Below are 20,329 nucleotides of genomic sequence, written 5' to 3'. Positions count from 1 at the left end.
GTTTGTGTTCTGTTTTAGGGCTTATCTTAGTCCGAGAAAACTATATCCCTACATACCACCACTGTCAAGATTACCCCACCCTCAAAAAAACATATAATTTGAGTATGAAACAATACCATGAACTGCTATCGAGAATTATGGAAACTGGTGAGGACACAACAGACAGAACGGGTACGGGTACTCGCGCAATATTTGGACATCAAATGAGATTCAATTTGGAAGATGGTTTTCCATTACTAACAACAAAAAAAGTTCCATTCAAATTAATCCTAAGTGAATTACTTTGGTTTATAAAAGGTGATACAAAATTAAAAACATTACTTGAAAACAATAATCACATCTGGGATGAATGGCCATTCAAATGGTATTTAAAAGCAGAAGGTCTACCAGTTCCACCAACAGGAAGTGAAGAATGGAAATCAGGTCTAAAAGAATTCACAGAGAAAATAATGACGGATGAGGAATTCAATAAAAAGTATGGAGACCTTGGACCGGTTTATGGATATCAATGGAGATCATGGCCTGATCACAAAAGAGATGAAAATGGAAACATGGTTCACATAGATCAACTCGCAAAATTAATTGAGCAAATAAAATCAGCACCAGACTCAAGAAGACTTATTGTTTCTGCCTGGAACCCAGCTGACATTGATGAAATGGCAAAAGCTGGTCTTCCGCCTTGTCACTGTCTATTTCAATTTAAAGTATTAAATGGAAAGATGTCACTTCAACTATATCAAAGAAGTTGCGATACTTTTCTCGGAGTACCATTCAACATCGCAAGCTATTCCCTATTACTTATGATGGTTGCACAAGCAACAGGATATAAGGCTCATGAATTTATTTGGACAGGTGGAGATACGCATATTTATTCAAATCACTTTGATCAAGTTAAGGAGCAATTATCAAGAGATTTCAAAACACTACCAACAGTGAAAATAAACCCAGAGGTTAAAGATTTATTTTCTTTTACGATGGAAGACTTTGAGTTAGTTGGATATGAACCTCACGATGCTATCAAAGCACCGATTGCTGTATAGTAAAGCCTGTGTCATCAGACAAAAAAATAACCTCCATTCTTAAATATTGGAGGTTATTTTTTTCCCTATCATTTTTATCTACTCAATAGTTATATGTTGCGCAGCACTTTCAGCTTTTATCTCCTCAAAGACTTTTTCTATCTTAGCGTACAGAACTGGAAAAGTATCTTCCGTGTTATCTATTTTAAATTTTGCTTCAGACATAACTTCTGGAATTTGTGTTTCAGTTTCCAACTTATGATCAGCCATAAAATGCTCAAATGTTTTTTCAGCATCGCCCTTGTTTTCATTTCTTAGAACCATTCTTTTAAATCTAACTTCTGGATCCGCGTCAATTGAAATCAAAAAGAAATTAGGAAGTCCCATCAAATTAACAATGTCAGAATTTCTTCTAACGCCATCAATAACAACAATAGGAGCATCGTGCTCAAGTGAGTCTTTTGCAATTACTCTGGCAAGCAAATCTTCTCCAAATAGAATTCTGAGCGATGTAGACATGTTAACCATATTTTCCCTACTCTTTTCTACACCCAATCTATCTAGAACATCTCTAATAATCGTAGAGAATTTACAGCTCTTTGCATTATGCTTTTCCTCTAGGTATTTTTTTACCACATCCTTTCCACTAGCCATTGGACCAACAAGTCCTATTATAATTTTTGACATTTTTTTATTTTGTATCAGCGTACGCCTCAACTACATCATTTAATAAATCGTACTTAACTCCCGCCTCTTCAAATATTTCTCTACTTCTTCCTCCTGCGTGATAATCATTCAACGCTACCACTCTTTTTATTCCCGCATTTATAATCATCTTGGCACATGTATAGCATGGAGACATTTTACAATACAAAGTAGCACCCTCTGTTGCAGCACCAACTCTGGCTGCCTGAACAATAGCATTTTCTTCAGCATGTGAGGTTCTAATGCAATGACGAGATTCCGTGCCATCTTCCTTTTTAACCGTATGCATTTCATGACCTACTTCATCACAATGCTTACATCCAGCGGGTGATCCAACATAACCGCTAGAAATAAGTCTTTTATCTTTGACGATTACGCAACCAGAACGCCCTCTATCACAAGTTCCTCTGTTACCAACAGCTTTCATTATTTCTACAAAGTAATCATCCCAAGAAGGGCGCCCTACTGGAGCCACTGTATCTTCCACATCAGAGATTGTTGATTTTGTCATGGTTCAATTATACTTAAATATGATATCATTTCAACATGATTAAAACCTTTATTATAGTAGCAGAAACACTTGATGGCTTCATTGCCAAAAATAGTACTCATGCCGCTGATTGGACAAGTAAGGAAGACAAAAGAAGATTTGTTGAAATAACCAAGCGAGCAAAGGTTATGGTTATGGGCCTAAACACATATCAAACATTTCCATCCCCGCTTAAGGACCGACTACACATTGTTTACTCTCCTGATGACAATGCTTCAAAAAATAACATAGAGGGTGTTGTTGAATATACAAAAGAATCTCCAGCTGATTTGATAAAAAGTCTTGAAACACGAGGTTTTACTGAAGTTGCAATTTGTGGAGGAAGCACAATCTATACAATGTTTATTAAATCCGGATTAGTTGATACAATATATTTAACAATTGAACCAGTTTTATTTGGAACAGGAATGAATATATTTAAAGAATCACTAGATATTAAATTAGAATTAGTGAACTTAGAAAAAACAGATAGTGGGACAATTTTATCAGAATACAAAGTTATTAATAATTAATTCAAAACAATGAACAAAACAAAATTCTTTAGATTATTTGGAAGGACAGAAGATTTCACTATTGGATACTTAGCAAAGCACCCATTCTGGTATTCTTTCTTTGGAGGTGTTGCTGTTGTTCTATTTTGGAGAGGTGTTTGGGAAACTGCGGACATGTTAGCCACAAGAACTGATGCCTTGCGATGGTTCTTCTACGGACCTAATCAAGTTATTGTTTCAACTGTTGCCCTTATACTTATGGGTCTTATGGTTTCTATCTTTGTTGGAGATAGAATTATTATTTCAGGACTTAGACATGAGAAGAAGGTTGAGGACAGAACGGAAGAAATTGTATCTGAGGAAATTATAACACTGAAGCATATAAGAGATGAGATTAGGGCTCTGAAATCAGAAATCGCAAACAAATAAGTAGGTTTCTATCTTCTTATATTTTGGTGTATACTAGCCACATCATGGCTACAATCAATAAAAAAGACTCTAATAATAGGGCGTTCTTGTTATTTTTGGGTGACCTAGCAACGCTTTTCATATCACTGGCATTATCTTTGATTCTAAGATATCAAGGCCTGCCTTCAACTGAACTGTTCCTGTCTCACCTTATACCATTCTCCATCATATTTGCCGCATCGATTTTTATATATTATGTAGCCGGCTTATATGAAAAAAATACTCTCTTGTTCAAACAAAGAGTTCCTCAAACTTTAATTAATGTACAAATTGTTAACGCCGTACTTGCGGTTGCTCTCTTTTACTTCATCCCCTATTTTGCGATTACACCAAAGTTCTTTCTATTAATTTATCTAGTCATTGCACTTGTATTAACAACAATGTGGAGAATGAGTGCTTTATCTCTATTTGAGACAAAGAAGCATGAAGACGCACAATTATTAACAACAAGAGATGGTAAAGATATTGAGGAACTATTGCTTGAGATAAATCAAAACACAAGATATGGAATACATTTATTGAAGAGTCACGTTAGAGACCCTCGTATAATTGTAGTGGATTTTGGTGATACTTCAGTTCACCCCCTTACATCGTCATTATACAAATTAATTTTTTCAGGTGTTCAATTCATTGATATAAGAGAATTATACGAAAATGTTTTCGATAGAATTCCAATGTCTCTTGTTGATGATTCATGGTGTCTTGAACACATCTCTTCAGTACCAAAACATATCTTTGATATTTCAAAAAGAATTCAAGATATTATAGTTTCACTCTTCTTTGGTGTAGCATCCCTTGTTTTCTACCCATTCGTTTGGATTGCAATTAAATTGGATGATGGAGGTGTAATATTCAGTTATCAAACTAGAGTTGGGCAACAGGGCAAGCTGATTAAGGTTGCAAAGTTCAGAACAATGAGCGTTGCAAATGATGAAGGCCAATGGGCGGAAGGCGAAGAAAAACCAAAGAATAAAATTACTAGAGTTGGAGCATTTCTAAGAAAGAGTAGAATCGATGAGCTTCCTCAACTTTGGAATGTTCTTAAAGGTGAAATATCTTTAATTGGACCGAGACCAGAATTTCCTGATGCTGTTTCAAAATACTCAGAAACTATTCCCTATTACAATCTAAGACATATTGTAAAACCTGGTCTTTCTGGATGGGCACAGATATATCATGAGAATCATCCGCATCACGGACTTGATCACATAGAGACTCAAAACAAGCTTTCATATGATTTGTATTACATCAAAAACAGATCCATACTTTTGGATATAAAAATTGCGTTAAGAACACTGAAGGTTTTGATTTCTTTTGCAGGGAAGTAATCAGGAGAACAGCATAATTCTGCAAAAAACTCCAACAAAACAGGCCCCGAGCTGGAAAGCTCGGGGCCTGTTTAATAATCGTATAATTAACTTAGACAATTCTCAAAAAATGGATCTTTCCTTTTTGCAAAACCACACCAACAGGTACTGTATAAGAAGCATCGCTCACAACCTCACCATCTATCTTAATTCCCCCTTGCTCTAGAACCCTTCTTGCTTCTCCCTTTGATGGCACAAGCCCAGCCTCAATCAAAACTGCCACTACGTTATAATCTGTAGGCTTAAAATCTGGCATTTCAGTTGGTATTTCTTTCTTTGTAAAAGTATTCACAAAGTATTCTACCGCCTCATTAGCCTCTTTTTCTCCATGGTACATTCTAACAATTTCATGTCCAAGCTTAACCTTTATGTCCCGTGGATTACCTTCACCTACCTCCAATTGATTTTTAATCTTTGCAATTTCATCTAATTCAAAATGGGTGCAATCGGTAAATAGTTGAACAATGTTTTCATCAGGTTGCATCATTATCTTACCAAACATATCAGCTGGCGTCGCATTCAAAAACACACCAGTTCCCAAACTCTTTGACATCATCTTTTCTTTTGTAATTGGATTCTCAAGAAGAGTTGTAATAAAGACAAATTTTTCCTTATTTTTATATCGCTTCAACAATGTTCTTCCGGTAAGTGCATTAAACTTCTGATCATTTCCACATATTTCAATATCAACATCCAAATGAACACTGTCATAACCTTGCATTAGAGGATAGAAAAACTCGTGCACATAAATTGGTTTATTTTCTGCAATTCTCTTTTCAAACATATCTCTCTCAAGCATTTGTTGAACAGTGAAATTTGAAGCAAGATCAATAACATCTTCAAAGTTCATCTTTGCAAGCCAATCATGATTGTAAACAATCTCAACAGGATTTTCCTTATTAGTAATATCAATAATTGGTGCCAATTGTTTTAACCATGACTTAGCATTTTCAATTACTTGCTCTCTTGTAAGTTGAACTCTTGCTGCAGTCTTGTCCGTCGGGTCACCAATTCTCGCTGTAAAATCACCAACAAGTATTATTGCCTTATGTCCCAATTGTCGATATTTCTCCAACACTATAAAGTTTGTTGCATGCCCCAAGTGAAGCGCTTGTCCTGTTGGATCAGCTCCTATATAAACCCTAAGTTGCTTTCCACTCATAAGACTTGCCTTAAGGTTGTCTTTTAAAGGTAATACCTCGACAACACTTCTTGATAGAAGATCGTCAATTTTATGCTCATCGGTAATGATTTTCATTATAGTAGGATTATACAGGGTTTGAATCTATTTTGAAAGCTCAAACATCAGCCTTAAAAGGAACCATTCTTTTCTTAGTTAAAACAAAAATCACCACACTACAGGTATGGTGATTTTTTGTTATATATACACTAGAAACTAGTTAGTTGGCTTTGATTCATCAACGTAACCACTCTCCGTAGTTCCACCATCAGGTTTTAAATTTAAGTTCTGAAGATATATTTCATATTCATCAGCTTGCTTGATCATGGTCTTCAGTGTATCCATTTGCTCGTCAGTTACTCCTCCTAATAGAATCTTCTTATCTAGGTCCACTAGTAAACCATCAACGTCCTGTAGTGTATAAGAAAACGGAATTTCCTTAGCTTCACCACTTACTCCTCCAGAAGCTGAGTATGCCTCACTAGCATCTTTAGAATCCTTTTCTTCACCATCTACATGACTTCTTTCTAATCCAGTATGAATAGCTCCAATTGCAAGTGCTCCTGCGCCTAAAATACTTAACATCTTTCTCCATTTTGCTATCTCTACTAAAACAGTCTTATCCTTTCCTTCTTTTATTTCCAATCTTATTGGTTCCGCAAATTTTTCCATAGACATAATTTTATTTGTTATCCTACATTTTATAAAAAATATAAGTATTAATTAATTGGTAATATCATCGGCAACTATATAACAGTATTATTTAATATATTAATACCTACCTAAATTGAACAGGTACACTAATTCTATTGCTTTAATTGACTTGTGGCAAGCAAGTCTATGTCCTATGTACATATTAAATAACTGTGGTACATTTTATATCAGAACGCCCAATTCAGGGCGAACTTACAGACCTCAAAACCTGTATTGCACAAAAAACTCCACTATGGCACGCCGGGTGGAACAACACATAAAGTAACATGAAACTAGATAGAGAGACTGCAAAAATACTTATTCAAGGACTGCTCACGCAAGAAGAGTGGCTCCGGGTGATCCAATCCCGAATCGACATGATCAAGCCCTATATGTACGAACTTACATTTAACCCGCTAGGAGAACTTGCTTTACTGTATGATGACTTTGGTCGTCATACACTCAAGGATCTTGTTAAGGGAGCTGAATATCTTCCTTTCCTTGATAATCGAGGTATTCTTCCTCTGGGTGATGACAATGTTTCTGATAACACCTTTCACTTTAATGATGACCCCGCCATGGAAGGTCGTCCAGATGGAGTAACTCAAAAACTCTGGATGTTGGATCGGAGTTGTAATTGGTACGCCGTTCAGGTTCGCAGTAATATTACCTACGAAAACCATGGACAACATACCAACCTTCGACGCTGTACCCCTATGGAAGTGTTGTGTGCACCAACAGCACTCGATGATTCCTTCTGGGAGTTCACCAACCGTACGCCTAACCAAATTTGGCAACGGCTAGGTGATGCAATCAAAGAGCATGTGAAAAAGCGCCGAGAACTTTTGAATGTTTTTATTGACCTCGAGAGAACCGTTAACTTTGAAGAAAATCTTCTCAACTTGGACCGCTAAAAAAAACACTCGACACCAAGACACCCCTCCTTCAGCACCCGTTGGAGGAGGTTTTATTTTGTCAGCTTTTTATTTTCTGGTGTCTTCAAATAATTCTTACTTGAAACAACTTTCCTACCAAGCTCCTTTTCAGTTAACTTTCTTGCCTGACCAGCGACTCCACCACCCCTTTTTGCAACCTTTTTGTTTTTTTCAAAAGTTTCAGGTTTTTCATTCTCCGATATTTCAGTAGTAACTTTCTCACCAAGCATTGTAAAAATTAATTCCAAATCTGTCATGTGATCCCTTAAGTTTTCTTTCTTCAAACTTTTTAATTCCTTATGCTCACTTGGTGTTAAATCAAAAGTTGCCTTAGAAATTTCTGATGTCAAAATAGCAAAATCTCTTTCTGCAAATATTCCACGCTCGCGCCATTCATCGGTCAAATTTTGACGAATTGCAATTCCGCGCAGCCTCTTATCTATCCACCCTTTTGAATATCCTTTTTTCTCATAAAGATCCTTCATTCTCTGTTGCGCTAATTCTGGATTTTCTATTTCTTGAACACGTTCATATCCCACCTTTGCAAGCCATCTTTTGAAAGGCTCGGCTTTTGGCGATGGAATAGACTGTACTATACGAAAGACGCCTTCCGTATTAGCGCAGTCTGTTTCATATTTTTTGCCATCTGAAGCCTCTAATTTCAGTTGTTTACAAATTGTAAACAACTGAACTTTTTCATCATCCTTAAGACGATTTTTCATTACACCCCAATAAACACGGGAATTTGTGGCACCAGTTAGAACCTCAACAATATCTGTAATAGAAAACCACCACTCATCATTGTGAATAATTTTTCTAACCTTCTTTCCCTCAAATATAGCTATTTTGTCTTTTTGCATATTTTTTTATATTAAAATACTTCTAACAATAAACGATTTTTATAAATGTTTTTTAATTTAATAACCCGTCCTTAATAATTTGATTCTTTGTAGTTCACCAACCCCCTTCAATTAATGTTTAATCGATGATACTGCCCACGGCAGAGGTTTGTTTTTTGTATTATAAGTATATCAGGTTTAAAAAATTTGCAAATCAAGAATTCATTCGACTTAATTAGCCTCCATCTCCATCTGCTTTTTAAATTCCATAGCTCTTTCCAACATCCTGTTAGATATTTCATCCCACTGATAATCATCTAATTTAATAAACTCATACGGGTCCATTAGCTTTATCTCTGTGATCTCCCCAGCTGGGTCTTCTATAAAATCCCCTACAGGTTCTACCAAGCAAACCACCCTGGCTTGAAATGCTGATTCCCCTGATAAACTAATGGTCTCATGCATTCCCACAAATTTCATTTTCAGAATCTTCATATTTGTTTCTTCCATCACTTCTCTAACTGCACCATCTCTCACACTCTCTTCATTTTCTATACTACCTCCAGGAATTCCCCAGTATCCTGCAGCTTCATGTACAACCACCAACAAATCTTTAATAAAACAATAGGCTCTTACGCTTTCCATTTTCTTTCCGATAAAAGCATTATCCTCATCAACATCATTATAAGTGATCTCAAATTTTTGACCCGATGGTGATATTATATTTTTTTTGATTTCCATTTTTAAATAATAATTTTATTTCAATGTTTGACGCTTTTTTAATCTATGTATATTCGGCGGAGAGGGGGATTCGAAGCTTACAGCTTCTGTACAGTCTTCGTATCGTGCTCGCTACGCTCCGCGCGATAAACTCAGACTTTTCTCATCCCCCACGCGATGCATTAAAATGCATCGCTTCTCTCCTTCATTCGCTCACTTCGTTCAATCATTGCGGAGAGAGGGGGATTCGAACCCCCGGCAGGTTTTCACCCACGCCACCTTTCCAAGGTGGTACTTTAAACCGCTCAGCCATCTCTCCTTTTGTATTAACACTCTAACATAATCTAGGAACTTTTGCCTATAAACTTTTGCCCGCTGGCATCACCATCTCCATCTCTGGTGGAATCGCTCCGCTTTCCATTCTGAAATGCTCGTCCATAAATCTTTTTCCCAAATCCTCAAAACCAAGTCTCTTATAAAACTCAATAGCATTATTATTATAAGTAACAACATTTACAATAGTATCTTTTTTTAGATCAAAGAATTTTAACGCTTCGTTCCAAAACTTTTTTCCAATTCCCCTCCCTTGATATTCTGGCAAAATATAAATTGCTTTCAATTCATTCTTCTCATGATGTTTTATAAGATCGCACACCCCAACAACACCGTCGCCTTCTTTTGCAACTAGAAACAATTCATTATCAGGAATATTTGCAAACTTGCTTCCATCTCTATTTTTTCTATCCTTAAACCTGAATTCAACATCCTCAGTTGTTATACCAATTTCTTCATTTGGGTATGTTGCAAGCCATGTTTTATAAAAAACCTCCCCAATTCCAAGGACATCAACTGGCGTAGCTTTTTGAATTGTAATATTTGTATGCATTGAATTTAATTTGTTAGTAGTCTTTAATTTAAACAACTTTCTTCCCGGCTCCATTCTCCCCCGCAATATTTTGCGAATCCTTATCCCCCATCATATTTTGTGCAGCCTTCTCCCCCAACAGAGCCTTAATTCTGTCCTCAACTGGAGGGTGTGTCATAAACATCTTTGCAATTCCGTTTGTTGCCTTTGCGCCAAATGGATTAGAAATATATAAATGAGCCATTGCATTATTTGCATGAATCATCGGCGCACCATATCCAGAAATTTTTCTAAGTGCATTAGCCAACCCTTCAGGATATCTAGTAATTAAAGCCCCTGTTGAATCCGCCAAGAACTCGCGCTTTCTTGAAATTGCTAACTGAATAATACTTGCAATAATTGGTGAAAGAATTATAAAAACAATTCCAACAATCATCAAAATATTTCCAGCTTGACTATCACTATCCCTATCTCTTCTTCCTCCAAAAAACATAGACCTTGTGACCATGTCGGAAATTATAACAACAAGACCAACCAAGATAACAACAACCGTAGAAAGCAATGTATCTCTATTTCCAATATGCGATAACTCATGCGCAAGCACACCCTCCAATTCACTTTTATCGAGTATCTTAAGCAACCCCGTAGTTACAGCAACAGCTCCATGTTCTTTATTACGTCCTGTTGCAAATGCATTTGGTGCATCATCGACAATAATAAACAATCTGGGGGTTGGAAGTCCTGCTGTAATAGAAACATTTTCAAGTAGATTGTGTATTTCTCGCTCTTCCGCATTTTTCATATCAATTGCTCGTGCACCTGACATAGACAGAGCGATTTTATCAGAATACCAATAGCTCAAAACATTCATAAACAAACTGAAAATAAGTGCAATATATAATATATTCACATTACCAAAATATAAACTAGCAAAATATCCAACAACAACCAGTAAGACCAAAAACACAGCCATTAATAGCCATGTTTTCCAAATATTAGAACTTTTGTGAGTGTATAGAGTCGCCATAATTTATTTTTGTGAGCCTTCACTGTATCTTGATATAAAAGCATCGATAGCCTTTTCTATTCTCTCAGCCCCCTTCTCTGTTGCGTGTTTTATAGCACTTGTACTTAGATAGTCCAAAAACTCTGGTCTTTCTGTTCGTATCATTGCATCAGCAATACTTTCCGTCATAGAGAAGACGGCTTGATTATCAGAAAGGTTTTCAGCTTCAGCTAATTTTAAAATGTAGGTTAAATTTTTATCAAGTAACTCTGAAACAGAATCTCTGTCCACCAATTTCTCTTGAGGTATATTTTCACTCATATGATTATACTATCTAGAATTTAACCTCTACAACATTTTGTGCTGCATCACCATCTGGTAAATCAAATAGATTCATCTTTTGTACACTAAACATCTTTGCAACAAAATTTGATGGGAAACTTTCAATAGCGATATTCAAATCACGAACATTTCCATTGTAAAATCTTCTTGATGATTGAATCTTGTTTTCTGTATCTGACAACTCTCTTTGTAATTCCAAAAAGTTTGTATTTGCTTTAAGTTCAGGATACGCCTCAGCTACAGCAAATAATGACTTCAAAGTATTTGTTAATTCTCCTTCTGCCTTTGCTTTTGCAGCAAGTGCTTCACTACTTCCGTCTGTTGCAACAGTTCCTGCACCCATCGCAGCCGCACGAGCATTAGAAACTTTTTCAAATGCACTACTTTCATGTGTAGCATATCCCTTAACTGTATTTACCAAGTTAGGGATAAGATCATAACGCCTCTTAAGTTGCACTTCTATGTCAGACCACGCCTCCTTTCCATTATTACCAAGTCTTATAAATTTATTATAAATAGCAACGAAGTAAAGAACCACCAATACCGCAACAATTATTATTATGTAAGTTAAGTTCATGTTTGTTTATTATGTCGATAAATACTAGGGTTAAATACCTTATATATTTATACCCTACTATTTTACCACGCCCTACCAAAAAGGCTATTCATCCCATATACAATAGTCCTACCAAACATGAAGTTGGAATATCTCATTTCATCCGAGGAAAACACATCCATATGTGAAACTTGCGAGCTGCAGCGAGCAGAGTCAGTTTCTAGCAAGAAACTGGCGTGTTCACAATATGGATGTGTTTTCCTCGGATGGGATATTGACTCCCTTTGCATATCTGCTATACTGTCTTCAACGATGGATATCCGCTCAATACTCTCTATTATACAAATCGTGCTAGCCGTTCTATTAACGGTCTTTATTCTGTTGCAACACTCAGAAGCTGGCGCAGGAGGTGCATTTGGCGGAAGTGATACTGTTTCAAGTTGGAGAACTAGACGTGGATTTGAGAAATTTCTATTTATAGCAACAATTGTTCTTACACTATTGTTTGTTGCATCTGCAATTATTGCTCTACGCCTTGCATAAACCTATTACCTTTCACAGAACTCTATAATACTCTACAGATTCGGGTAAATAGGACATAAATCGGTATTTTGCCGTACAATCTCCAAGAAGAACCACTTTGCTCTATCAAAAAATTATCTAGGTACCATTCTAAAACGCGAAAGCACACATGAGCGAAAATACAAACGAAACTCTGGAATCAACTAGAGTCAATCAATCAAGTCTCCTAAATAGAATAAAAATTACTATTAAATCTTTTAGCATTGTTGAAAAGACTATTTTTTATGCATTGCTAGTTGTATTTATAATAAGTGGGTTAGCAATACTGGATGTAGTAAACAAATCCTTTACAGTTTCAGTACCAACATATACTGGCACATATACAGAAGGTATTGTTGGGTACGCAAGATTCATCAATCCACTTATCAGCTACACTGACGCAGACAAGGACATGACTTCCCTTATCTACGCTGGACTTCTTAAGCCATCAGAAGGTGGTCAATTAGTTCCTGAACTTGCAGACTCATATACTGTATCTGACGATGGTCTAACATACGACTTCAAACTTAAGAGTAATTTAACTTTTCACGATGGTTCCCCACTTACAACAGATGATGTTGAATTCACAATTCAAAAAGTATCTGACGTTCAAATCAATAGTCCAAAAGCATTGAACTGGAATGGTGTTCAAATTCAAAAAGTTAGTCCAACAGAGATTAAGTTCATTCTTAAGAAACCTTATGCACCTTTTATTGAGAACATGGCTATGGGTATTTTGCCAAAGCATATCTGGTCAGTTGTTTCACCAGAGGCCTTTGACATCAGTGCCTTCAATAGAGAGCCTGTTGGAGCTGGAGCTTATAAGATAAAATCATCATCTCGTGATAGTTCAGGAATATATCAGTCATATACTCTAGAATCATTTTCAAATTATGAAGGAGGAAAACCTCTTATCAAAGATTTCGTAGTTAAATTTTATAAAAATGAAGACGATGCGGTAAACGCATACAATAAAGGTGAAATAGATGGACTAGGTGGAATAACACCAGCTGCTGCGGTGAAAGCTAATATTAAAAGCATTTCATCAAGCAATGAACATGTTGTTAAATCAACACTACCAAGACTTTTTGCAGTATTCTTTAATCAAAGTCAGGCTCCAGTTTTATTAAACAAAGAAGTGAGACAAGCTCTTAATACAGCAATTAATAGAGATACTTTAATTAAAAATGTGTTCAATGGATTTGCTACTCCTGCAACGGGACCAATACCATATGATCAACAAACTGATTTAGATAAAGCAAAAGACGTAACCGAAACAGATGATATAAACGGAAACACAACAGACGCAGATAATCCCAAACCCATAGAGATAGACAACATAGAAGTCGCCAAAAAAATATTAACAGACGCAGGTTGGAAAATGAACGATCAAGGAATAATGACCAAGGTTACAAAAACAGGAAAGACATCAAGCACACAGACTCTCACCTTCTCGTTCTCAACATCGAACATTCCAGAATTAAAAAAGACGGCAGAAGAACTGAGGGATATATGGGCAAAGATTGGAGCAAAAGTTGATTTAGAAATATTTGATCCAGCAGATCTAAACTCAAAAGTAATCAGACCAAGAAAGTATAGTGCACTACTATTTGGAAACATTATAAACAGAGACCTAGACCTATACCCCTTCTGGCATTCATCGCAGAGAAACGATCCGGGGCTAAACATCGCATTGTACGCAAATTTAAAAGTAGACAAACTATTAGACACAGCAAGAAGCAGTACAGATGACGGCAACAGATTGGAAGCATACAAAAGCATTGAAAAAGAAATTAATAACGATGTACCAGCAATCTTCCTTTATTCACCAGACTACATTTATTTAACATCAGGCAGAGCAAAAGGCATAACGATAGAAAATCTTAATCACTCATCGGAAAGATTTGCAAATGTAAACAAATGGTATACGGATACAGAAAATATTTGGAAATTCTTAATAAAGACAAATACGGAAAAATAAAACAACAAATTAAAATAAATTAAAACTAACAAAATGAACTACAGAAACTCATATAACACAAGACCACCTATCGTTAAGCCATTTCAGCAAATAATAAATGCTAGTACAAATACAGCGCAAGATAGTGGTAATAACAATGATAACAACCTAGACAAAAGCCTTGATATGGCAATAGAGAGAGCTGTTGGAACAGAAAGCACTTCTCGTACATCAACTCCAACATCGTCAGCTCACCCGTCAGCATCAGCGACAGGACCGAGAAGCTCTGCTGAGTACAACAGAAGCGTAAACAGCGCTCGCTCAAATGCGCAACAAGGCCCACAACAAAACAATCAAGCTGACTATGGACCAAGAGATGCTGGACAATATAATGATCGTGCACCACAAGGACAAGGAGCGTTCCAAGGACAACCTCAGGGCGACCAAATGATGCCTGCTCGTGGACCAAAAAGAAGAACTCAAATTAGCAGACACAAAAAAGCTGATCCAACAAAGAGAACTGTTTCAAACGCATCAGATGTACAAAAAGCACCTGAGAGTTTACATATTCCTCCTGTAGGAGAAAACATTAGAATTATTCCACTTGGAGGAGTTGAAGAAATTGGAATGAACATGTCATTGATTGAAATCGGAAACGATATCATCATTATTGACGCAGGATTTAAATTCAAAGACACTGATACACCAGGTATTGACTATATTCTTCCTAACACAAAATATCTTGAAGAAAGAAAGGATAAGATTAGAGCAATTATCATTACCCACGGTCACTTAGACCACATTGGAGGGCTTCCATTTATTATGGACAGAATTGGTAATCCCCCACTTTACACAAGAAATTTAACTTCTTTGATGATTAAGAAGCGTCAATCTGAATTTCCTCATCTTCCACCAGTTGATTATAGAATCGTAGAAAGAGATAGAGAGTCAGTTAAGCTTGGAAACATCAGTGTTAGATTCTTTGGTGTTAGTCACAGTATTCCAGATGCCATGGGTGTTATCGTTGATACTCCTTATGGAATGATTGTTAACCCTGGAGACTTTAAGCTAGATCACAGAGAGACTGTTGTTACTGCAGAGGAAGAGAAAAATTACGATCTTTTCGATGGTAAAAATGTTCTGCTATTTATGGGTGAATCTACAAACATAGAAAACCCAGGATTCTCTACACCTGACTATATTGTTCATGAGAACCTCGATGAAATAATTAGAGCTACACACGGTAGACTTATAATGGGAATGTTTGCTTCACACTTTCACCGTATCGCACACGTCATCATGGCTTGTGAGAAGTATGGTAAAAGATTGATTATCGAAGGAAGAAGTATGAAGAATAACGTGGACATTGCAATTGCCGCTGGAATGTTAAAAATCAAACCAGGAACTGTAATCAGTGGTGCTGAAATTGATCAATACCCACCAGATAAGATTGTTGTACTTGCAACAGGTGCACAAGGAGATGAATTTGCATTCCTAATGCGCGCATCTACAAACAGTATTAAGAATTTCAGATTAACAGATAGAGACACACTGGTTTTGTCTTCATCAATTATTCCAGGAAATGAAAAGGCTGTTCAAAAGTTGAAAGACAATGTTGCGAGACTTGGTGTAAAGATTATTCACTATAGAACTTCTGATGTTTATATTCACTCAACAGGACACGGAAACAGAGGTGAAATTGAATGGCTACACAGAAAACTTCGTCCTAAATTCTTTATTCCAATTCACGGACATCACTATATGCTTAGATTACACGCTGAGCTTGCCGAGAATCTTGGAGTTCCAAAGGAAAATGTAATTGTTCCAGACGACGGTACTATTATTGAAATCCAAGACGGAGGAACAAAGCTAGTTAGACTTTCTACAAAAGCTCCAAACAATACTGTTATGGTTGATGGATTCACTATTGGAGATATACAGGATGTTGTTATTAGAGATAGACAGATCTTATCTCAAGATGGAATATTCGTTGTAATCGCATTGATTAATGCTTCAACTGGTAAGCTTAAGAAGTCTCCTGATATTATTTCAAGAGGTTCAGTTTACTTGCGTGAGTCACAGGAGTTACTTAGAGAGACTAGATACCTTGTTAAGAGCTGTATTGAGCAGGTTACTCAAGGTTCTCATCCTATTAACATTGATTACGTTAAAGACGTTGTTTCAGAGTCATTGGGAAAATTTCTTTTCCAACAAACTGCTAAGAAGCCTATTATCATTCCGGTGATGATTTGCGTATAGTATAAATAAATTAGAATAAAACAAAAATTGGGGTCAGGCACCATGGTGCCTGACCCCAATTTTTGGTGCCCAACCCTAGTCTGTGCTAAAATAAATACATGGATAAAATTGTGAATAAAATTAAAACATTAAATGTTTTACTGGTCATACTAGTATCAGTTCTTCTTCTCTCCTTTCACACATATTTAATTTACTTTATAAACTCAAGCTTTCTTTCTGGATTCCTATCTGAAACTCAGGTTGGTATCGTTTACATGCTTGGAGCACTAGCCAGTATCTCAACCTTTCTCCTTATTCCAAAATACCTAAGACAAAGAGGTAATTTTAGATTAATACTTATGCTAACTGGAGTAGAATTATCCATACTACTTGGTATTGCATTCCTTCCATGGAGCCTTGCTGTTGCTGCATTCTTTGTGATACATCAAGGAATTGGTCCTATTCTTTTCTACTGCTTAGATATTTTTCTAGAACAAAACACGGAGCAAAAATACGTAGGTAGTGTCAGAGGAATGTATCTAACTGTATATAATCTAGCTCCAATAATAACCCCCGTTATGGTTGGGCTTATACTAAGTGAAAGTACTGAGTATTGGAAAATATATTCCATATCAGCTCTATTTTTAATTCCATTCCTATTAATCATTCTTTTGAATTTTAAGAACTTCAAAGATCCTGAATATCCCAAGATAGATATAACTCGTACTATTAAACACTTTTTAAATTCTGAAAATGTTTACGATGTATTTATCGATGATTTTCTACTGAATGTTTTCTACTGTTGGATGGTAATTTACATGCCGCTTTACTTAATAAAGGACATCGGCTTTAACTGGGAAGAAGTTGGTTTAATTTTAGGTATTGCACTACTTCCTTTTATACTATTTCAATTCCTGGTTGGAAAAATTGAAGACAGAAGACATGATGAAAAAATGGTCTTAATTTTTGGTTTCCTAATTATGGCTTTTTCCGTACTAATAATGTCTTTTATTACAGACAAGAACTTTATATTTTGGGCAACAATATTATTTGTCTCTAGAATTGGAGCAAGTATAGTTGAAGTATCAACAGAAATATATTTCTTCAAACATGTTAAAGCAACAAACTCAGGCTACATTAGCTTATTTAGAATGGCCAGAAGTATTCCTTTTTTGATAGTTCCAGCTGTTGCAACGGTAGCAATTTTTACGATGGGTACAGAGTATTCATGGATAATATTAGCCTTAATAATGCTACTTGGGGTAAGATACGCAAGGAAGCTTACATAAGGAGATCCTCATCGTCACAATGATTACAAGACATAGACACATAGAAATACTCCAGAGGCGCATAACGTCTCTGGAGTATTTCTATGTGTCTTATTGTGTTGCCAGCGTAACTGAATCCAAACAAGTATTATAGTTCTTAACCTGTTCATTGTAGTTAGCTATTTCTGTTCTAAGATTTTTAAGTCTATTATTATAATCGTTAACAAGTGCATTATAACTAGATACTGTTAATGTGAAATTAGCGTCAGATGACTCAGTCTTATCTACAACTTTTTTCATAGTAGTAATGTCTTCCTCTCTTTGAACTAGATCGTTCTTATCGGTGGCAATTTTAGTCTTAATTCCAGCACTTGGAGATGGACATGACGACATAGGTCTAGCAAAATGCTGAACTGCCAACCATTGCATTTGACCTTTATACATACCATAGCCAACAGCAACACCTATCTCTGTATATCTTTTATCTAATATATTTGCTCTGTGTCCTGGGCTTGCCATCCAAGCAGCGGTAACCTTAGAATCCCCTGCAAAGTTTCCAAGCGCAAGGTTTTCACCCACAACGAGAAAAGTATATCCAACACCGTTCACAACATCGGATACACTAGTACCACTTGGTGAGACATGTTCAAAGTATTGATTACTAAACATATCGTTAAGTTTAATTTGTGCAGAAATATCTAAAACAGAATTCCTTTTAAGAACGTCCAGTGATTGATTTACTCTTTCTGAATTGGCGGCAAAGAAAATACCATCTGTGGTTAATCTATTTTCAACATCTGACGAATTATTATTACCTATAACAGGAGATAGTTTATCTCTATTTATAGTATAATTGTTTATTTTAGTGTCTATCTCCTTGATTTTATCCAATAGGCTTGGAGATGAACTTGCTGATAGTTCCAATCCTGCATCAGCTGTGGTACTTGAGGTATTTGTTGAAACACCCAGTGTTTGTAATATAGAATTATTAACCAAACCATAATCTGAGGGTCTTAAATACCCCCTAAAAGCATAGATAACTATGAAAAATATTAGAACTGTAAGTAATAACCTATATATCTTCATGTCGGTAATATTACGATAATTTTACCCATAAGTCCACGACTATTTGGGGTCAGGCACCATGGTGCCTGACCCCAAAAAACAAAAACTAGTCCCACAGTACAGCTTCAATACACATAAACAAAGGAATTTCCTTTTTACATCTTTTATCAGCTAATTCTCTTGTCCCTGGATTACTCTTCTTGTGACTTGTCCATTCCTCAATTCTTAGTATTGCAAAACCTGCATTAGCAAGCCACTTACTATAAACCTGCATCGGTCTATGGAATGATGTTGTATAAGATTTCTTTCTTCTATCTTTTTCTCCTGGATGCATATCAATTTTTATAACTTCTTCACTCATGTAACTATAAACAACTCTTCCGTATCTTCCTGCCTTTTTACCATTAACAATAGTGTACGATGGGTCTCCCTCAGGTCCCCCACCTTCTGCATCAAAATACCAATCAGAGTTCTTTGGAACACGGAAACATGGGTGATTTAACACAATTACCATTTTTCCCTTTGGCTTTAATATCTTTGCAGACTCCTTAAGAGCTATATCAAATTCCTCAATGTTCTGTGCCGCTAGTATGCACATTGCAGAATCACATGACTTCTCTTCAACTCCGGCTGAAATCATTTTATGAGCTGGTGAAACTATGAAGGCGTCATTTTCTGATATCTTATCCTTGAATCTATTTTTAGCAACCGTAATTAACTCGTTAGAAATATCCACCCCTACTACATTTGCCCCCTTATCAATCATTGATTCAGAAAAAAGACCTTGTCCACAAGCAACATCCAGAACCTTCTGTCCCACTGTAGGATTAATGATTCTTATAATATTAGGCATGATTATTTGCTTCTGATATGAATCACTGTCAGCTAGATAGTTATCGTACCACTCAGCTTCATTTCCCCATGATGTGTTATTTTTTGAAGCAACAACAGGAGTACCAATTGAAGCGTCTCTTGAAACACGTGCGTGCGCAATCCTTGGAGCATAGTCAGGTGCCATTCTAGTTGAAATCTTTGGAATAATTCTAGGCGCACTACTTGGAGCATGCTTTGTTATTCCTCTTGAAGCATATGAAGTTACAAACTTAGGATTGTTTGAATAACGGCCCGATGAACCTTTTGCACCACGTGATGGTGAGTACCTTGAGGTACTTGGAGAGTATCTAGGTGCTCTGGGTGCAGACAATATAGGAGCACTGCTTGGAGCCCCTCTTGAGGCGCTTCTGGACGTACTTTTTGGCTTTGATCTCTGGAATCCCTTATTGTTTGGTTTGTTCATATATATATTGGTATTTGTGTAATTTAGTCCAGCAATCATACAATATAAATGAGGAAATAGCAACAGGTACAAAAAAATAAACCCGAGCTTAGCGTCTCGAATTTATTGATTACAACAAGTACATACAGAACTACCTCCCCACCACCCCTCTCGTCATCTTCCCAAAGAATCCCGTACCTGGTACCTTGTTCGCCTTCTGGAACT

Annotated in this window: 21 protein-coding genes and 1 tRNA gene; 9 read left to right on the top strand and 13 right to left on the bottom strand. The window is 36.4% G+C overall.

The features are described from left to right. The first annotated feature begins 104 nt into the window (after window positions 1–104). Window positions 105–1,040 carry a thymidylate synthase gene (locus WCQ00_04085; GenBank protein MEI6042714.1) on the top strand — a complete coding sequence of 312 codons (936 nt, stop codon included), beginning with the start codon at window positions 105–107 and terminating at the stop codon, window positions 1,038–1,040. 78 nt (window positions 1,041–1,118) lie between these two features. Here WCQ00_04085 and WCQ00_04080 read toward each other — a convergent pair whose 3' ends face one another. Together WCQ00_04080 and WCQ00_04075 are read right to left on the bottom strand one after the other, a co-directional pair. Beyond that, a complete protein-coding gene (locus tag WCQ00_04080) occupies window positions 1,119–1,706 on the bottom strand; it encodes an AAA family ATPase (protein MEI6042713.1) in 588 nt (195 codons plus the stop codon). Between the two features lie 4 nt (window positions 1,707–1,710). Next, the gene (locus WCQ00_04075; GenBank protein MEI6042712.1) at window positions 1,711–2,235 is read right to left on the bottom strand and encodes a cytidine/deoxycytidylate deaminase family protein; all 525 of its coding nucleotides are present in this window, start codon (window positions 2,233–2,235) and stop codon (window positions 1,711–1,713) included. Window positions 2,236–2,270: 35 nt separating this feature from the next. Here WCQ00_04075 and WCQ00_04070 point away from each other — a divergent pair, with 35 nt between their 5' ends. From WCQ00_04070 to WCQ00_04060, 3 genes are read left to right on the top strand one after another with little or no spacing between them, the layout of a single operon-like run. Then, the gene (locus WCQ00_04070; protein MEI6042711.1) at window positions 2,271–2,786 is read left to right on the top strand and encodes a dihydrofolate reductase family protein; all 516 of its coding nucleotides are present in this window, start codon (window positions 2,271–2,273) and stop codon (window positions 2,784–2,786) included. 9 nt (window positions 2,787–2,795) lie between these two features. Further along, entirely contained in the window at window positions 2,796–3,194 is a 399-nt protein-coding gene (locus WCQ00_04065) for a hypothetical protein (protein ID MEI6042710.1), read from the top strand. Between the two features lie 44 nt (window positions 3,195–3,238). Beyond that, window positions 3,239–4,561, top strand: a complete 1,323-nt coding sequence (locus WCQ00_04060; protein ID MEI6042709.1) for a sugar transferase — start codon at window positions 3,239–3,241, stop codon at window positions 4,559–4,561. Window positions 4,562–4,652: 91 nt separating this feature from the next. Here the strand turns inward: WCQ00_04060 and tyrS are convergent, their stop codons facing one another. Then, window positions 4,653–5,858 carry a tyrosine--tRNA ligase gene (tyrS, locus tag WCQ00_04055; protein MEI6042708.1) on the bottom strand — a complete coding sequence of 402 codons (1,206 nt, stop codon included), beginning with the start codon at window positions 5,856–5,858 and terminating at the stop codon, window positions 4,653–4,655. Between the two features lie 138 nt (window positions 5,859–5,996). Then, entirely contained in the window at window positions 5,997–6,452 is a 456-nt protein-coding gene (locus tag WCQ00_04050; GenBank protein MEI6042707.1) for a hypothetical protein, read from the bottom strand. A 308-nt stretch (window positions 6,453–6,760) separates the two neighbouring features. Between WCQ00_04050 and WCQ00_04045 the strand changes: the two genes are divergently transcribed. Further along, complete coding sequence (locus WCQ00_04045) at window positions 6,761–7,387, top strand: hypothetical protein (protein ID MEI6042706.1); 627 nt, start codon at window positions 6,761–6,763, stop codon at window positions 7,385–7,387. A gap of 53 nt (window positions 7,388–7,440) precedes the next feature. Here the strand turns inward: WCQ00_04045 and WCQ00_04040 are convergent, their stop codons facing one another. From WCQ00_04040 to WCQ00_04010, 7 genes are all read right to left on the bottom strand, one after another. Beyond that, on the bottom strand, window positions 7,441–8,268 hold the full coding sequence (locus tag WCQ00_04040) for a Bro-N domain-containing protein (GenBank protein MEI6042705.1): 828 nt from the start codon (window positions 8,266–8,268) through the stop codon (window positions 7,441–7,443). A 210-nt stretch (window positions 8,269–8,478) separates the two neighbouring features. Continuing rightward, entirely contained in the window at window positions 8,479–8,988 is a 510-nt protein-coding gene (locus WCQ00_04035) for an NUDIX hydrolase (protein ID MEI6042704.1), read from the bottom strand. Window positions 8,989–9,199: 211 nt separating this feature from the next. Continuing rightward, a tRNA-Ser gene (locus WCQ00_04030) sits at window positions 9,200–9,286 on the bottom strand. Window positions 9,287–9,325: 39 nt separating this feature from the next. Beyond that, a complete protein-coding gene (locus tag WCQ00_04025; GenBank protein ID MEI6042703.1) occupies window positions 9,326–9,853 on the bottom strand; it encodes a GNAT family N-acetyltransferase in 528 nt (175 codons plus the stop codon). Between the two features lie 28 nt (window positions 9,854–9,881). After that, window positions 9,882–10,859 carry a M48 family metallopeptidase gene (locus WCQ00_04020; GenBank protein ID MEI6042702.1) on the bottom strand — a complete coding sequence of 326 codons (978 nt, stop codon included), beginning with the start codon at window positions 10,857–10,859 and terminating at the stop codon, window positions 9,882–9,884. Window positions 10,860–10,862: 3 nt separating this feature from the next. After that, complete coding sequence (locus WCQ00_04015) at window positions 10,863–11,159, bottom strand: hypothetical protein (GenBank protein ID MEI6042701.1); 297 nt, start codon at window positions 11,157–11,159, stop codon at window positions 10,863–10,865. A 13-nt stretch (window positions 11,160–11,172) separates the two neighbouring features. Continuing rightward, entirely contained in the window at window positions 11,173–11,757 is a 585-nt protein-coding gene (locus WCQ00_04010; protein MEI6042700.1) for a LemA family protein, read from the bottom strand. 291 nt (window positions 11,758–12,048) lie between these two features. Here WCQ00_04010 and secG point away from each other — a divergent pair, with 291 nt between their 5' ends. The 4 genes from secG (at window position 12,049) to WCQ00_03990 (ending at window position 17,784) form a co-directional block, all read left to right on the top strand. Continuing rightward, the gene (gene secG / locus WCQ00_04005; GenBank protein ID MEI6042699.1) at window positions 12,049–12,279 is read left to right on the top strand and encodes a preprotein translocase subunit SecG; all 231 of its coding nucleotides are present in this window, start codon (window positions 12,049–12,051) and stop codon (window positions 12,277–12,279) included. A gap of 148 nt (window positions 12,280–12,427) precedes the next feature. Next, a complete protein-coding gene (locus WCQ00_04000; protein ID MEI6042698.1) occupies window positions 12,428–14,278 on the top strand; it encodes an ABC transporter substrate-binding protein in 1,851 nt (616 codons plus the stop codon). 33 nt (window positions 14,279–14,311) lie between these two features. Beyond that, a complete protein-coding gene (locus WCQ00_03995) occupies window positions 14,312–16,516 on the top strand; it encodes a ribonuclease J (protein ID MEI6042697.1) in 2,205 nt (734 codons plus the stop codon). Window positions 16,517–16,614: 98 nt separating this feature from the next. Continuing rightward, window positions 16,615–17,784 (top strand): MFS transporter, encoded by a 1,170-nt coding sequence (locus WCQ00_03990; GenBank protein MEI6042696.1) that lies wholly within the window; start codon window positions 16,615–16,617, stop codon window positions 17,782–17,784. Between the two features lie 90 nt (window positions 17,785–17,874). Here WCQ00_03990 and WCQ00_03985 read toward each other — a convergent pair whose 3' ends face one another. Both WCQ00_03985 and WCQ00_03980 read right to left on the bottom strand, forming a co-directional pair. Next, window positions 17,875–18,849, bottom strand: coding sequence for a CAP domain-containing protein (locus WCQ00_03985; GenBank protein MEI6042695.1), 975 nt, complete (start codon window positions 18,847–18,849; stop codon window positions 17,875–17,877). Window positions 18,850–18,934: 85 nt separating this feature from the next. After that, window positions 18,935–20,125 (bottom strand): methyltransferase domain-containing protein, encoded by a 1,191-nt coding sequence (locus tag WCQ00_03980; GenBank protein MEI6042694.1) that lies wholly within the window; start codon window positions 20,123–20,125, stop codon window positions 18,935–18,937. Window positions 20,126–20,329 lie beyond the last annotated feature (204 nt).

This window comes from bacterium, from assembly GCA_037127815.1.
Classification (GTDB): Bacteria; Patescibacteriota; Minisyncoccia; order Phycocordibacterales; family CAIZLB01; genus CAIJKW01.
The sequence above is the reverse complement of the archived record's forward strand: the minus strand, read 5'-3'. Positions and strand labels throughout refer to the sequence as shown.